Source organism: Porticoccus hydrocarbonoclasticus MCTG13d, assembly GCF_000744735.1.
Classification (GTDB): domain Bacteria; phylum Pseudomonadota; class Gammaproteobacteria; order Pseudomonadales; family Porticoccaceae; genus Porticoccus; species Porticoccus hydrocarbonoclasticus.
In genome coordinates, this window is record NZ_JQMM01000001.1 from 1,739,696 (window position 1) to 1,754,704 (window position 15,009).

Annotated in this window: 14 protein-coding genes; 13 read left to right on the plus strand and 1 reads right to left on the minus strand. The window is 52.2% G+C overall.

What is annotated here, in order from left to right; translation table 11 throughout:
- Positions 1-17 precede the first annotated feature (17 nt).
- A complete protein-coding gene (locus U740_RS08330) occupies positions 18-887 on the minus strand; it encodes a LysR family transcriptional regulator (protein WP_036860161.1) in 870 nt (289 codons plus the stop codon).
- Between the two features lie 114 nt (positions 888-1,001).
- Between U740_RS08330 and leuC the strand changes: the two genes are divergently transcribed.
- From leuC to U740_RS08395, 13 genes are all read left to right on the plus strand, one after another.
- Complete coding sequence (gene leuC / locus U740_RS08335) at positions 1,002-2,438, plus strand: 3-isopropylmalate dehydratase large subunit (RefSeq protein WP_036860162.1); 1,437 nt, start codon at positions 1,002-1,004, stop codon at positions 2,436-2,438.
- On the plus strand, positions 2,435-3,082 hold the full coding sequence (gene leuD / locus U740_RS08340) for a 3-isopropylmalate dehydratase small subunit (RefSeq protein ID WP_036860163.1): 648 nt from the start codon (positions 2,435-2,437) through the stop codon (positions 3,080-3,082). Before leuC ends, leuD begins: the two co-directional genes overlap by 4 nt.
- 12 nt (positions 3,083-3,094) lie before the next feature.
- Positions 3,095-4,168: a 3-isopropylmalate dehydrogenase gene (gene leuB, locus U740_RS08345; RefSeq protein WP_036860164.1), complete on the plus strand. Its 1,074-nt coding sequence runs from the start codon at positions 3,095-3,097 to the stop codon at positions 4,166-4,168.
- 55 nt (positions 4,169-4,223) lie between these two features.
- Positions 4,224-5,342, plus strand: coding sequence for an aspartate-semialdehyde dehydrogenase (gene asd, locus U740_RS08350; protein ID WP_036860165.1), 1,119 nt, complete (start codon positions 4,224-4,226; stop codon positions 5,340-5,342).
- A gap of 254 nt (positions 5,343-5,596) precedes the next feature.
- Positions 5,597-8,125 carry a FimV/HubP family polar landmark protein gene (locus U740_RS08355; protein WP_036860166.1) on the plus strand — a complete coding sequence of 843 codons (2,529 nt, stop codon included), beginning with the start codon at positions 5,597-5,599 and terminating at the stop codon, positions 8,123-8,125.
- Between the two features lie 5 nt (positions 8,126-8,130).
- On the plus strand, positions 8,131-8,994 hold the full coding sequence (gene truA / locus U740_RS08360; RefSeq protein ID WP_081890892.1) for a tRNA pseudouridine(38-40) synthase TruA: 864 nt from the start codon (positions 8,131-8,133) through the stop codon (positions 8,992-8,994).
- Positions 8,995-9,071: 77 nt separating this feature from the next.
- A complete protein-coding gene (locus tag U740_RS08365; RefSeq protein WP_235189844.1) occupies positions 9,072-9,692 on the plus strand; it encodes a phosphoribosylanthranilate isomerase in 621 nt (206 codons plus the stop codon).
- A gap of 49 nt (positions 9,693-9,741) precedes the next feature.
- On the plus strand, positions 9,742-10,926 hold the full coding sequence (gene trpB / locus U740_RS08370) for a tryptophan synthase subunit beta (protein ID WP_051921653.1): 1,185 nt from the start codon (positions 9,742-9,744) through the stop codon (positions 10,924-10,926).
- Between the two features lie 37 nt (positions 10,927-10,963).
- Positions 10,964-11,779: a tryptophan synthase subunit alpha gene (trpA, locus tag U740_RS08375; RefSeq protein WP_036861694.1), complete on the plus strand. Its 816-nt coding sequence runs from the start codon at positions 10,964-10,966 to the stop codon at positions 11,777-11,779.
- A gap of 11 nt (positions 11,780-11,790) precedes the next feature.
- Complete coding sequence (gene accD / locus U740_RS08380) at positions 11,791-12,684, plus strand: acetyl-CoA carboxylase, carboxyltransferase subunit beta (RefSeq protein ID WP_036860168.1); 894 nt, start codon at positions 11,791-11,793, stop codon at positions 12,682-12,684.
- The gene (locus U740_RS08385; protein WP_036860169.1) at positions 12,662-13,921 is read left to right on the plus strand and encodes a bifunctional folylpolyglutamate synthase/dihydrofolate synthase; all 1,260 of its coding nucleotides are present in this window, start codon (positions 12,662-12,664) and stop codon (positions 13,919-13,921) included. The genes accD and U740_RS08385 overlap by 23 nt, the downstream gene beginning before the upstream one ends.
- On the plus strand, positions 13,911-14,447 hold the full coding sequence (locus U740_RS08390) for an SPOR domain-containing protein (protein ID WP_036860171.1): 537 nt from the start codon (positions 13,911-13,913) through the stop codon (positions 14,445-14,447). Before U740_RS08385 ends, U740_RS08390 begins: the two co-directional genes overlap by 11 nt.
- Before the next feature lie 53 nt (positions 14,448-14,500).
- Positions 14,501-14,995, plus strand: a complete 495-nt coding sequence (locus tag U740_RS08395; protein WP_036860172.1) for a CvpA family protein — start codon at positions 14,501-14,503, stop codon at positions 14,993-14,995.
- The last annotated feature ends 14 nt before the right edge of the window (positions 14,996-15,009 follow it).

Below are 15,009 nucleotides of genomic sequence, written 5' to 3' on the forward strand. Positions count from 1 at the left end.
GAGCTGACAGCGAAGTTTCAATGATTGGCGTCCAGCAACCTCAAAAAAGCCCTGCCGGCATTGGACAGGCTCTTTTCGCGGTGGTGGATGTAACCGAGCTGTCGTTCTATGGTGATGCCGGGCAGTTCGATGATTCGGATGCCGGGCTCTACCATGCTGATGGGTAGCAGGCTCCAGCCGAGACTGATGCTGACCATCATCTTGATGGTCTCCAGGTAGTTGGTGGTCATGGTGGTTGGCAGAGGTATGCCATGCTGCTCAAACACGTTGCGAAGCATCCGGCCTGTGTAGGTTCCCGGTCCCGGAAGGATTGCCGGGTAACGTCGCAGGGTCTCGAGTGTCACCTGGGGTTCTTTCAGCAGGCTGTGATCATCCGATACCATGAAAGCCAGAATATCAGGCCAGATGATGCGTGATTCAATTTTGGGGTTAGCCTGTGGCGCCAGGGTGATGACAGCCACTTCAAACCTGCCCTGTAAAACCCCCTCATAGGCTTTTTCTGAATCCATAAAATCCACCTCCATGGTTACGGAGGGGTAGTGTTGGGCGAATTGTTTTAGCACCGGTGGCAAGCGGTGCAGTCCGATATGATGGCTGATTGCCAGCCGCAATCGGCCGGCAATGTCCCCGGTGAGGTCGCTGATGGCCTGTTGTGTGTCTGCAACTTCCCGCAGGATACGGGCAGCTCTGGGCAGCAGTGCTTCCCCGGCCTCGGTCAGGGTGACCGATCGGGCAATCCGGTCAAATAGTCGACATTTCAGCTTTTCCTCAAGCAGCGCAATCCGTTTGCTGACGGCGGGCTGCGTCATGTGAATGCGCTCTGCCGCGATAGAAAATGATCCTGTCTCGGCCACAGCTATAAACGATTCCAGTAATTGGGTATCCATGATATTGATTATAACTATTCTATATAGGAATCAAAATTATAAAAAAGATGAATTTGTGTTATTTGATGGCGATCCTTAAAATACTCGCAATGATTAATTTTAGTGGTGCTTAAGATGGCTGGTAAAACCCTTTACGATAAACTTTGGGACGCACACCTGGTGCAACAGCGCGAAAACGGTTCTGCGCTACTGTATATCGACCGTCATATTCTGCATGAAGTAACCTCGCCGCAGGCATTTGAGGGTTTGCGGTTGGCCGGTCGCAAACCCTGGCGGCTGGATACAAATATTGCCACGCCTGACCACAATATATCGACAGACCGCGAAGAGCGGGCAGCGGGTGTGGATGCGATCCCGGATGAAACGTCCCGGATTCAGGTGAAAACGCTGGATGAGAACTGTGAATCTTTCGGTATTCGTGAATTTAAAATGAATGAAATGGGGCAGGGCATTGTGCATGTGATGGGCCCCGAACTCGGTGCTTCGCTGCCCGGTATGAGCGTTGTCTGCGGTGATTCCCACACGGCGACCCATGGCGCATTTGCCTGTCTGGCCCATGGTATTGGAACTTCAGAAGTGGAGCATGTGCTCGCTACTCAGTGCCTTGTGACCCAGAAAATGAAAAACCTGTTGATTAAGGTGGACGGTGAGCTGGGAGTAGGTGTCACTGCGAAGGACGTGATCCTTGCCATCATCGGTGAGATAGGTACTGCCGGTGGAAATGGCTACGCCATTGAATTTGCCGGCCAGGTTTTTCGTGATATGTCCATTGAGGGTCGCATGACCGTCTGTAATATGGCTATCGAGGCGGGTGCCAGGGTGGGCATGGTAGCTGTGGACGATAAAACCATTGCCTATTTCAAAGGCCGACGTTTTGCCCCGACCGGTGAAATGTGGGACAGGGCCGTCAGCTACTGGCGCACGCTACAAAGTGATTCAGATGCTGTTTTTGATAAAACGGTCGTCATCAGTGGCAGTGACATCGTGCCACAGGTCAGTTGGGGTACTTCGCCTGAGATGGTTGTCCCGGTCACAGGCAGCATCCCTCGCATTGAAGATGAGACGGATCCAGTCAAGCGTCAGGCTATCGAACGCGCCTTGAAATATATGGGCCTGCAGGGTGGCAGCTCGGTGACCAGTATTCCCGTAGACCGGGTATTTATCGGCTCTTGTACCAACTCCCGTATTGAGGACTTGCGGGCCGCAGCAGCGATTGCCGAGGGTCGCAAGGTGGCGTCAACAGTGAAACAGGTGCTGGTTGTCCCGGGCTCGCAAATGGTCAAGGCGCAGGCTGAATCGGAAGGGCTTGATCAAATATTTATCGAAGCAGGGATGGAGTGGCGAGAGCCCGGATGTTCCATGTGTCTGGCCATGAATGCCGACAAGCTCGGTGCGGGCGAACACTGTGCTTCAACGTCCAATCGGAATTTTGAAGGACGTCAGGGTAATGGTGGCCGTACCCATCTGCTCAGCCCTGCCATGGCTGCAGCCGCCGCTATTGCTGGGCATATTACAGATGTTCGTTCGTTGAACCAGAGGAGCATGGCATGAAAGTGTTTACCGTACATAAAGGGCTGGTGGCCCCTATGGACAGGGCCAACGTCGATACCGACATGATCATTCCAAAACAGTTTTTGAAGTCGATCAAGCGCACCGGGTTTGGTCCCAATCTATTTGATGAGTTGCGTTACCTTGATGAAGGTCAACCCGGGCAGGAGGGCCGCGAAAGACCTCTCAATCCGGATTTTCCGCTCAATTGGCCCCGCTATCAGGGGGCTTCCATCCTGTTGGCTCGAGAAAACTTTGGTTGTGGTTCCAGTCGTGAACATGCGCCGTGGGCTCTGGAAGACTATGGATTCAGGGTGATTATTGCTCCCAGTTATGCCGATATATTCTTTAATAATTGCTTTAAAAATGGATTGCTACCTATTGTTTTAAATGAAAATATTGTTGCTGATTTGTTCTGTGAGGCTGAGCAGAATCCTGGCTATCAGTTGACTGTGGACCTGCCTCGCCAACGGTTGATCAAGCCGGATGGCGAAGTGCTCTCCTTTGAGATTGACCCGTTTTACAAGCAGTGTTTGCTGGAAGGGCTCGATGAAATTGGTTTGACCCTGAAAGAAGCCGATACCATTCGTGCCTATGAAGCACAGCAAGAGATACGTTGTCCGTGGCTGTTCCATGCCATCAAATAAAGGATTCCGGCAGTGAGTAGAAAAGTACTGATATTGAAGGGGGATCATATTGGTCCCGAAATCGTCAATGAAGCCACTAAGGTGCTGCATCGAATTGATGAAAGGTTCCATCTCGGCCTGCAATTTGAAGAGGGCCTGTTGGGCGGTGCCGCCTACGACGCGGTAGGGGATCCCTGCCCTGAAGCGACCCTGGAAAAAGCCCGGCAGAGTGACGCTGTTTTGATGGGGTCAGTCGGGGGGCCCGAGTGGGATAAGGTTGACAGGCAGCTACGTCCCGAGAAAGGTTTGCTCAAATTGCGCTCGGGCCTGGGGTTGTTCGGTAATTTGCGCCCTGCGATTCTCTACCCTCAGCTGGCAGGGGCCTCGTCCCTGAAACCGGAAATTGTGTCTGGCCTGGACATCCTGATTGTTCGTGAGTTAACGGGTGGGATCTATTTCGGTGAGCCCAGAGGTATCCGGGTGCTGGAAAATGGTGAGCGAGAGGGGTTCAACACCTATAAATATTCGGAATCCGAAATTGTTCGTATCGGCAAGCTGGCATTTGAGGCGGCCAGAGTGCGCAACCGCCGGGTCTGTTCCGTGGATAAGGCCAACGTGCTGGAGGCCACTATTCTCTGGCGAGAAGTGATGCAAGTGTTGGCAAGTGACTATCCGGACGTAGAGCTGAGTCACATGTATGTAGATAATGCTGCCATGCAGCTGATCAAGGCGCCCAAGCAGTTTGATGTGATTGTCACTGGCAACATGTTTGGTGACATTCTGTCAGATGCGGCTGCGATGTTAACCGGTTCGATAGGCATGTTACCCTCTGCTTCGCTCGACAGGAACGGCAAAGGCCTCTACGAACCCTGTCATGGCTCGGCGCCGGATATTACCGGCCGGGGCATTGCCAATCCGCTCGCAACCATACTCTCCGCCGCAATGATGCTGCGTTACTCCCTGCAGGCCCCGGATGCCGCTGTTGCTATCGAACAGGCTGTGAGCGCCGTGCTGGATAATGGACTGCGTACGTCAGACATCTATACTGAAGGGACCCGAAAGGTGAGCACTGCTGAAATGGGCGATGCGGTAGTGGCGGCACTCTGAGGTGTGCTTAAAATTAAAGTATTTTCTCTGATAAATTTATAATAGGTTGAATTAAATGAATAAAGTTGGTTTTGTAGGTTGGCGAGGAATGGTGGGTTCGGTCCTGATGGAGCGCATGCAGCAGGAGAATGACTTCGCTCTGATCGAGCCCATATTCTTTACGACTTCCCAATTGGGTCAGCCTGGCCCGCAGGTGGTCGGCGTCGATGTTCCGCCGCTACAGGATGCCAATGATGTCGAATCACTGGCAAAAATGGATATTATCATCACTTGTCAGGGAGGCGATTACACCAAAGCGGTGTATCCACAGTTGCGAAATGCTGGTTGGCGGGGCTACTGGATTGATGCCGCCTCTGCCTTGCGGATGGCCGATGATGCGCTGATTGTTCTGGACCCGGTTAATCTGTCTGTGATTAAAGATGGCATCGGTCGTGGAGTCAAAAACTTTATCGGTGGCAATTGTACTGTCAGTCTGATGCTGATGGCGATGGGCGGCTTGTTCAATAAAGGACTGGTGGAATGGACCTCTGCCATGACGTATCAAGCGGCATCCGGTGCGGGCGCACAGAATATGCGTGAACTGATTGCCCAAATGGGCGTTATCGAACACTCGGTGGCATCAGAACTTGCCAATCCTGCCTCTGCAATTCTTGAGATTGACCAAAAAGTTGCCGCTGCCATGCGCAGTAGCTCACTGCCGACGGATCACTTCGGCGCACCGTTAGCGGGTAGCCTGTTGCCCTGGATTGATGTGCAGTTGGAGAGTGGGCAAAGCAAGGAGGAGTGGAAAGGCCAGGCTGAAACCAATAAGGTTCTCGGCCGCTCTGGCAATACGGTGATTCCGGTTGACGGCATCTGTGTCCGTATCGGTGCGATGCGTTGTCACAGTCAGGCGTTGACCGTAAAGCTGACTCAGGATGTGCCCCTGGATGAAATAGAGTCCATCATTGCCGAGTCCAATGACTGGGTTAAGGTTGTGCCCAATGAGCGTGAGGCATCGCTGCGAGAATTGACACCAGCGGCGGTTAACGGTCATCTGCATGTGCCGGTAGGACGATTGCGTAAAATGAATATGGGTAGTCAATATCTCTCTGCGTTTACGGTTGGCGACCAGCTTTTATGGGGCGCAGCGGAACCACTGCGTCGGATGTTGCGCATATTACTGGAAGCCTGACGGTTGAAAATGGACCGGTGTATCGTGTTCAGGACAGCATTAACCGCACTGAACAGAGGCCGGTTTTGTGCAATCGGTCATAGTTCAGGTTGATCAGTCCGGTTATTTGTCGATATTTGGTTGCCATGGCAGTTGAACAATTCTTATTAGTCATAAATACTTGCAGACGGAACCTAATAAGGTGTGAACAGTTTTCTGAAAAGTTTCAGATCCGGGCAGGAAACTGTCTCACAAAGTAAAACAGGGAATATCCTATGACGCTGCGTACCTTGATATTGACCACCGGCTTGCTTGGCCTGTTGCTGACTAATACCGTTTTGGCTTTGGGGCTGGGGGAGATCAAGTTGAACTCATCCCTCAACGAACCACTTGATGCCGAAGTTCAATTGACCAGCATTGGTGAGTTGACTGATATCGAAATACTGGTTGGATTGGGCTCCCCGAGGGATTTCAAAAACGCAGGTGTCGAAAGACTGTTTTTGTTGACAGATCTGAATTTTTCAGTAGATCTCGCAAACCGCGCTCAACCTGTGCTTCGGATTACTTCAAAGAAACCTATCCGCGAGCCCTATTTGAATTTTCTGGTAGAGGTTCAGTGGCCAACTGGTCGTCTGGTGCGTGAATATACCCTGTTGCTCGATTTGCCGATTTATGCCTCGGAGAGAACCGCTGCAAAAAAGATTGAGGCTGCGAGTTCCGGCCCGCAGCTCCGCAGTACTCCAGCGTCGCCCAAGCCTGCATCAAATACGCCCTCCAGTCAGACACCTGTAGCAGGTGATGGTCAATACAGTGTCAACGCCGGTGATACAGTCTGGGCCATTGCCCAGCGGATTCGTCCCCGGCAGGCCACCATGAATCAGACTATGGCGGCTATCAAACAGCTTAATCCCGATGCTTTCATCAATGACAATATTAATCTGCTGAAAAAAGGGGCTGTTCTTCGGTTGCCGGAGGGCAGTGATATCCGGGCATTGACCCAAACAGAGGTCAGGACTGAACTCAGTCAGCCTGAATCGATACCGGCTAAAGAGAGCGGGGCATTGGCGCCTGTGCTTGATGCCACTGACCAGGATGTAGTGGCAACGGATTCCGGGTCGGCAGGAGAGGGCCGACTCAAACTCGCTGCGCTGGGCGCCGATGATACCAGCGAGCAATCCACCGGAAACGTGAATGGTGGCGGTGAGGCTGGCAGCTCCTCTGGTTCCGGAGATGAGTTAATAGCCGCACAGGAGGAACTGGACAAGACCCTTCGTGAAAATGATGATCTGAAAACCCGTATCGCCAACCTGGAAGAACAGTTGTCTACCATGAATCGTCTGGTGGAAATTCAGGATGATTCCCTGCGCGGTACCCAGTTGGCAGTTCAGGCAGAAGAGCCCTCAGCCACAGAAGAGCCCTCAGCCACAGAAGAGCCCTCAGCGTCAGATGTTGAAGACAATGCCGAACCTGCACCAGCTCATGAAGGTGGTCAAGGTGATAGGTCATCGGGGCTGGCTGGATGGATGGACTACTTGCTTTATCCCTTGATTGCGCTACTTGCGCTTTTACTGGCGGTGGTCATGTTTTTCCGCAATCGGAAAAACGATGATGACGACCAGGACGAAGTCTCTCTTCAAACTCTGACTACCTCTAAAGAACCTGAATTACCTGAAGAAAATCCTGCCGAAACCTTTACTGAGACAGAAAAGCAGTATGTCCATGAGGTCGCCGCAGAGCTGGATGAGTCAGATTTAAAAGACCTGGAGGAACTCGAGCTCGGTGATGGTGAAGGCGTTGACCCCAAGGGTGAAGCAGATATTTATCTCTCGCTGGGAAATTATCGTCAGGCTGAGAATATTCTTCGCAAGGCCATAGAGGCCGACCCGCAAGACAGCTCGTTGCGTCTAAAATTGCTGGAAGTACATGTCAACGCCAATAACCCGGATGCCTTTGAGGCAGAAAAGGCCTCACTGGCTGAACTCAATGACAGTCAGGCCGACGCCCGGGCGCTTGCTCTTGAAGCAGAATTGTTGCCTGGGAAATATACTTCTCCGGATACCTCGGCCGACTCTGATGCGCATGCTGATATTTCAACCGGGATACCGGATTCTTCAGTGGACTCGGCGGACTTTGAGGCCCCGACACTCGATTACGATCTGGGTGATGTGTCCCCCAATGCCTCCCTTGAGGATGACACTTACCCGCAAGATGAAGAGGGTGTAACGCCTTCGGCAGATCGTGATTTAAATGACATTGACCTTTTCACTACAAGTGAATTTTCTGCCGAAGAGAGCTCTGCCGATAAGGTTTCCGCTGATGAAGGTTTGACCTCAACATCTCCGGATACGCAATCATCCGCCGGGGAGTCCGAGCCGGACTTTGATCTGGATCTTGACCTCGAGGACATGGACCTGGGTGCACTGTCGACTGAGATCGATGAGGGTATGCAGGATATTGATTTCGATGAAGAAGATCCCGCCAAAGCACAAAATAAACAGGCAGGAGCTGACAAAACGGAAGACACAGCCCTGTCTGACGACCAGGATTTTTCAATGGCAGAGTCTGAGAGCTCGACCATTGAACAGGCTGAACCCCGGACAGAAAATGATGGCTTTGATGATCTAGCCAGTGTGGAGGATTCACTGGGTGACGATGACGAGTCCGATACCAAGTTGGTTCTGGCAGAAGCCTATGCGGATATGGGCGACCCTGACAATGCGCGCGATTTGCTCGAGGAGGTACTTCAGAGTGGTACCGAAGAGCAGCGCAAAAAAGCTAACGATCTTCTCGAGACACTTTCCTGACAACAATGATTCCGGGACTAACCCGAGAGACGAGGTCTCTCGGGCACCCGGCTGAGGACTTTGTTCTTCCTGCCGGGGTAAAACGCATCGCTGCTGCCGTCGAATATGACGGCAGCGCTTTTTGTGGTTGGCAACGGCAGCGACATAGCCCCAGTGTGCAGGCCTCAGTGGAAGCAGCCCTGTCCAGGGTCGCCAATGAGTCCATATCGGTCGTCTGTGCCGGGCGCACGGATACCGGCGTACACGGCACCAACCAGATTGTTCATTTTGATACTGCTGCGAAGAGGCATAATCGCAACTGGCTACTGGGCGGTAATGCCAATTTACCTTACGGGATAAGATTGCACTGGGTGGCCGAACAAACAGCAGGCTTTCATGCGCGTTTCAGTGCCACAGCCAGGACCTACCGATACCTGATTAGCAATCAGGCTCAGCGTTCTGCGCTTTTCTACCATGGATTGAGTTGGGAGAAGCGGCCGCTGAATGCGCTTGACATGCATCGGGCCATTCAGCACTTGATCGGAGAACATGATTTCAGTTCCTTTCGAGCTGCAGGCTGTCAGTCCAACTCGCCAAATCGAAATATCCATCGAGCCAGGGTTTGGCGACAGGCAGACCTTGTCATTGTCGAAATAACCGCAAATGCGTTTCTTCACCATATGGTCCGCAATATTGTTGGAGCATTGCTCTGTATCGGCCGTGGCGACAGATCAAAAGACTGGTTGAAAGAGCTGCTATTACTGCGGGATCGTACTAAAGCGCCGCCAACAGCCCCACCTAACGGTTTGTATCTGGTGAGGGTGAACTACCCCGACTGTTTTGACGTACCTCTGTTTGTACCAGGCCCTCAATTTATTGCAGAAGTCTGATCGAAGAAGGGCGGTGTCCAATAGCCGCAATCAGTGCTTTTTTTGCTACAATCCTTCCAGAATCAATGGGGCGCATAGTGAAACGAACTCGTGTCAAAGTCTGCGGTATAACCCGACCGGAAGATGCACGTGTTGCTGCTGCTGCCGGAGTTGATGCAATAGGTCTGGTGTTTTATGCAAAAAGCCCCAGATTTGTGGGCCTATCAGATGCCGCAGTCATCTCAGCCGAAGTGGGTCCCTTTGTCACAACGGTCGGTTTGTTTGTCAATGCTCCGCAGCAACAGGTGGCAGGGACACTTGAGAGAGTGGGGCTGCAACTTCTGCAGTTCCATGGCGATGAGGACGATGAGTATTGCCGGCAGTTTGGCAGGCCGTTTATCAAAGCGATAAGAATGGCGCCGGACCTGAATCTGTCAAAGGAGCTGGCGCGCTTCCCCAGCGCGAGCGGATTTCTGTTTGATGCCTGGCATAAAGACAAGTATGGCGGTACCGGAGAAACGTTTGCCTGGCGGCGTCTGCCATCGGGTTCAGATTTCCCGCTGATTCTGGCGGGCGGTTTGAACCCGGGGAATGTGGCCGATGCCATTTCCCAGACCCGACCCTACGCCGTAGATGTGAGTGGCGGTGTGGAGACGGCTCCGGGTATTAAGTCCGCTCGACTCATTGAACAGTTTATTGCCCGTGCTTCAGCCGGGTAACACGACGGAGAACACAGTGAATAAGAAAGCCTCGATTGACTTTAACCAGATGCCGGATGCGCATGGCCATTTCGGCCCCTACGGTGGACGCTTTGTTTCTGAAACCCTGATTTATGCACTGGATGAGTTGGAGAGTATTTATCGCAGCTTAAAGGATGATCCCGAATTTCAGGCCCAGTTTGATTACGATCTCGCCCATTATGTCGGGCGGCCATCGCCGCTGTATTTTGCCGAACGCTGGACCAGAGAGACCGGTGGTGCGAAGTTGTTTCTCAAGCGTGAGGACTTGAACCATACCGGTGCACACAAAATCAACAATACGATCGGGCAGGCGCTGCTGGCCAAGCATACTGGCAAGCAACGGGTAATTGCTGAAACCGGCGCTGGTCAACACGGTGTGGCTACGGCCACTGTTGCTGCCCGTCTTGGTCTGGAATGCCATGTGTTCATGGGTGAGGAAGACATCCAGCGCCAGTCCCTTAATGTCTACCGTATGAAGCTGCTCGGCGCGACGGTCGTGCCCGTGACCTCCGGTTCCAGAACACTCAAGGATGCCATGAATGAAGCACTGCGCGACTGGGTGACCAATGTGGATGACACGTTTTATATTATTGGTACCTGTGCAGGACCTCACCCCTATCCGGAGTTGGTGAGGAACTTTCAATCTGTGATCGGCCGCGAGGCCCGTCAGCAGTCATTGGCCCAAACCGGTAAATTACCGGATGCGTTGGTCGCCTGTGTTGGTGGAGGATCAAACGCCATCGGTCTGTTTCACCCATTTCTGGCAGACGAATCGGTTGCTATGTACGGTGTTGAAGCTGGAGGGTTTGGCCTCGGTACAGGCAAACATGCCGCGCCACTTAACGACGGCATCCCCGGTGTTCTCCACGGTAACCGTACTTATCTGATGGAAGACGAAAACGGGCAGATTATTGAAACCCACTCTATCTCAGCTGGACTGGATTACCCCGGAGTTGGCCCGGAGCATTCCTGGTTGAAAGATATCGGTCGTGTCAAATACGTGGCCATTGACGACGATGAGGCAATGGATGCATTTCGTCATCTCACCAGAATCGAAGGTATCATGCCGGCTCTGGAGTCCAGTCATGCGATTGCCTATGCTGAAAAACTGGCTCGCCAGATGGATCCAGATCAGACCATCGTAGTGAATCTTTCCGGACGGGGTGACAAAGATATTCTGACAGTTGCAGAAATCGATGGCATCACTTTGTAATCATGCATCAGTAAAAAAAGAAGTTGGAAAATTGTCTGTGAACAGGATTAAACAACGTTTTGAAGTTCTTAAACAACAGGGCCGCAAGGCCTTGATTCCTTATGTAGTATTGGGTGATCCCGCCGCCGATGTGACGCTGCCGGTGATGCATGCCCTGGTTGAACAGGGTGCTGATATTCTCGAGCTCGGTGTCCCTTTTTCAGATCCGACTGCCGAGGGGCCGGTGATTCAGAAGGCCCATGAGCGGGCTCTGGCCCACGGGAGTAGTCTGCGTGACGCATTGACACTGGTAAAACAATTCAGGGAGACCGATTTCACCACTCCGGTCATTCTGATGGGGTATGCCAACCCCATAGAGCGGTTGGGGTATCAGCATTTTATTGAGCTGGCTCTTGATGCCGGGATTGATGGGGTTCTGACAGTCGATCTTCCCCCTGAGGAAGCGGGAGAATTCAATCAACAGCTTGGCGACGCAGGTATTGAAAATATTTTTCTGTTGGCACCCACCAGCAGTGATAAGCGACAGAAAATGGTTGCAGAAATGGCCGGTGGCTTTATTTATTATGTCTCGCTGAAAGGAGTGACCGGTGCTGGTAATCTCGATGTGGTGTCAGTGAAACAGCATGTGGACCATATCCGCACATTGACTGACCTGCCAGTCTGTGTAGGATTCGGGATTAAAGATGGTACCTCAGCGCGCGCTGTTGCCGACCTCTCCGATGGCGTGGTGGTTGGTAGTGTGCTGGTGAGTAAAATGGCTGAGCTGGCTGCGCGCGGTGAAACGTCACCACAAACTTTTTCAAAGGCAGTTTCAAGCCTGGTCGCAGAAATGCGGGATGCACTGGATAACTGACGGAATAAACTATGAGCTGGTTGGAAAAAATCCGCCCCAAGGGTCCGGCGACCCAGAAAAAAGACCGCACCCAGAGTGTTCCCGAAGGGCTGTGGAAAAAATGCCCTAAATGCAGTGCACCACTTTATCGTCCAGAGCTTGAAAAGAATCTCGAAGTCTGCCCGAAGTGCGATCATCACCTCCGTATAGGTGCCCGCCGTCGACTGGACTTCTTTCTTGATCGTGAGGGTCGTGAGGAACTTGCCACAGAGGTCAAGCCTGTTGATCGTCTCAAATTCAAGGATGTGCGGCGATATAAAGACCGGTTGAATGACGCCCAGAAATTGACCGGTGAAGACGATGCACTGGTGGCGATGAAAGGTACATTAAAGGGCATGCCTGTTGTTGCAGTGGCATTTGAGTTTGCCTTTCACGGTGGTTCCATGGGCTATGTGGTCGGTGAACGCTTTACCCGTGCAGCCCAGGTTTCACTGCAGGAAAATATCCCCTTGATCTGCTTCTCCGCCACGGGTGGTGCCCGTATGCAGGAGGCACTGATATCCCTCATGCAGATGGCCAAAACCAGCGCAATTATCGAAAGGCTTAAAAGTCAGGGCACGCCCTATATCTCGGTAATGACAGACCCTGTTTATGGCGGTGTTTCTGCCAGTCTTGCGCTGTTGGGCGATATTAACGCCGCCGAGCCTGCGGCAAGAGCAGGTTTTGCCGGGCCCAATATCATTGAACAAACCATCCGTCAGCGCTTGCCCAAGGGTTTTCAGCGGGCAGAATTTCTGCTGGAGCACGGAGCAATCGATTTAATCATTCCTCGCCCTGAGCTTCGGGATACGCTGGCGTCACTCATATCAAAGTTTACCCATTGTCCAGAACCTGATCATATCGATGCCCCAGCGCTCACTGAGTGAATGGCTGACCCTGTTACAAAACAGGCATCCCAAAGAGATTGAGCTTGGTCTGGGGCGGATTCGCCTGGTTGCGAGGGAGTTGGGGCTGGTGGATGTGCCGGACAGGCGTTCACCCGCTAAAACCGTCGTCACCATTGCCGGCACCAACGGCAAAGGCTCTTGCGTCGCTGCACTTCAAGCACTGTTGTCAGCTGCGGGTTACCGCGTGGCCTGCTATACATCGCCTCATCTGATCAACTACCGCGAACGGATAGTAATTGATGGCCATTGCGTCAGTGACGAGGCAATCTGTGAAGCATTTGAACAAATAGAGCAGTCCAGAGGGCAGACGAGCCTGACGTACTTCGAATTTGGTACGTTGGCTGCCTTGATACTGATGGCCAGGGAGGAGCCGGATGTTGCGCTTCTCGAAGTCGGTTTGGGAGGGCGGCTCGACGCAGTCAATATTCTTGATGCCGATATAGCGATTGTCACAGGTGTAGCGCTGGATCATCAGGAATGGCTCGGTGATGATCTCAACCAAATAGGGGCTGAAAAAGCGGCCATTGCACGTGCGGGTAAACCGCTGATTTGTGGTGACCCGAATCCAGTTGCAGGGTTAATCGGCACCGCAGAGAAAGTTGGTGCAAAGCTGATGGTCAATGGCAGGGATTTTTCGGCCAAGCAATTTGTACCGTTGCCTGAGACTTCACTGCCGTCTGCCAGTATTGCCTGTGCCCTGCAAGCCACCAGTCTGATCACAGGTCTGTCACCTTCTGAAGTAGATACCAGTGCAATCGGTGCTGTTGCGGTACCGGGCCGGTTTCAAAAAGTGACTATCAATGGTGTATCCGTGGTGTTGGATGTGGCCCATAACCCCCAGGCAGCGACGCTGTTGGCAGATCGGCTCAATAGTTTCTCGGGCCACTTGATTGCGGTTGTCGGTCTGATGGCGGATAAAGATATTCCAAATATTCTTGCACCGTTGGGACCGATGGTTAAAAGCTGGTACTTTTGCAATATACCAAACCAGCCTAGAGCCGCAGATGCAGGTATGCTCCCATCGATGTTGTACAATACCAATGGGTCGGTATCCGTCAGAACGAGGGTCTGTTCTTCTCCGCTGAACGCTCTTGAATCGGCCTTGCGTGAAGCTACTTCCGACGATCAAGTGGTCGTTTTCGGCTCTTTCTTCACGGTTGGTCCGATACTGGATTGGTGGCAAAACCTGCCAAAAGGAAAAAAGGATGTTGAGTGAAAATATGAAACAGCGCATTGTTGGTGGCTTTGTATTGCTGGCGCTGGCTCTGATTCTGTTCGCTTTACTGTTTGATTTTTCTGATGTAGCCAAGGTCGATACTCGCTCGCAAATTCCCGACTCACCGGACATTGCTCCGGTGGTCGTTGATGAACCGGATCGCCCGGACAATATTGAAACTGCAATAGACGATGAAAATATCTTCCAGCCCGAGGTTTCCCAAGAGATAGAAGCAGAGGTTGAGACTTCCTCACCGCCGCCGCCGGGGTTGACTGAAGAGGGTGTTGCGGAAGCCTGGGTTTTGCAGGTGGGCAGTTTTCGTGATGCGGAAAAGGCGCAGTCGTTGCTGAAGCAGCTTCTGGCGGATGGTTATAGCGCCTATGTCCGTGATCAGAAAGGCGAGGTCGGAGAGCTGAACCGGGTTTTTGTGGGTCCCAAGGTGCTAAAGAGTAAGCTGATGGAAGACAAAGCGGCCATCGACAAAAAATATGGTGTCAATGCATTGATGTTGCACTTTGATCCCTGACCGTAGAACCTCGCTCTGATACACTCTCGGTCATTCTAAAAAATGATGAAAGCATGAACTGGGCAGACTGGGCGATTATTGCAGTTTTAGGGTTTTCCGTGCTGATTAGCGCGGTGAGAGGCTTCATCAAAGAAGCTCTGTCGTTGGTGATCTGGCTCGCAGCGGCAATCATTGCATCCATTTTCCACGATGAGCTCGCATTATGGCTGGTTGATCTCATTTCAACGCCTTCCCTGCGTATGCTGACTGCCTGGATCACTCTGTTTATTGTTGTTTTGATCATTGGCGGTATCTGCAGTTATCTATTGGGAAAACTGGTGGAAGCGACGGGTCTGACGGGCACCGATCGGCTCCTGGGTGTGTTGTTTGGTCTGACCCGGGGCCTGATCATTATTATGGTGGTACTGCTTGTCCTGACGGAAATACTGCCAGTGGCAGAGGATGTATGGTGGCAGGAATCACGTTTGATTTCTTTTTTTATGCAGTTTGAACATTTCGCCAGGGAGGCAGGAGCTGCGGTGTTAGGTTTTCTAAAAAATCTGCTCTAGTGAACAGGCGTCAC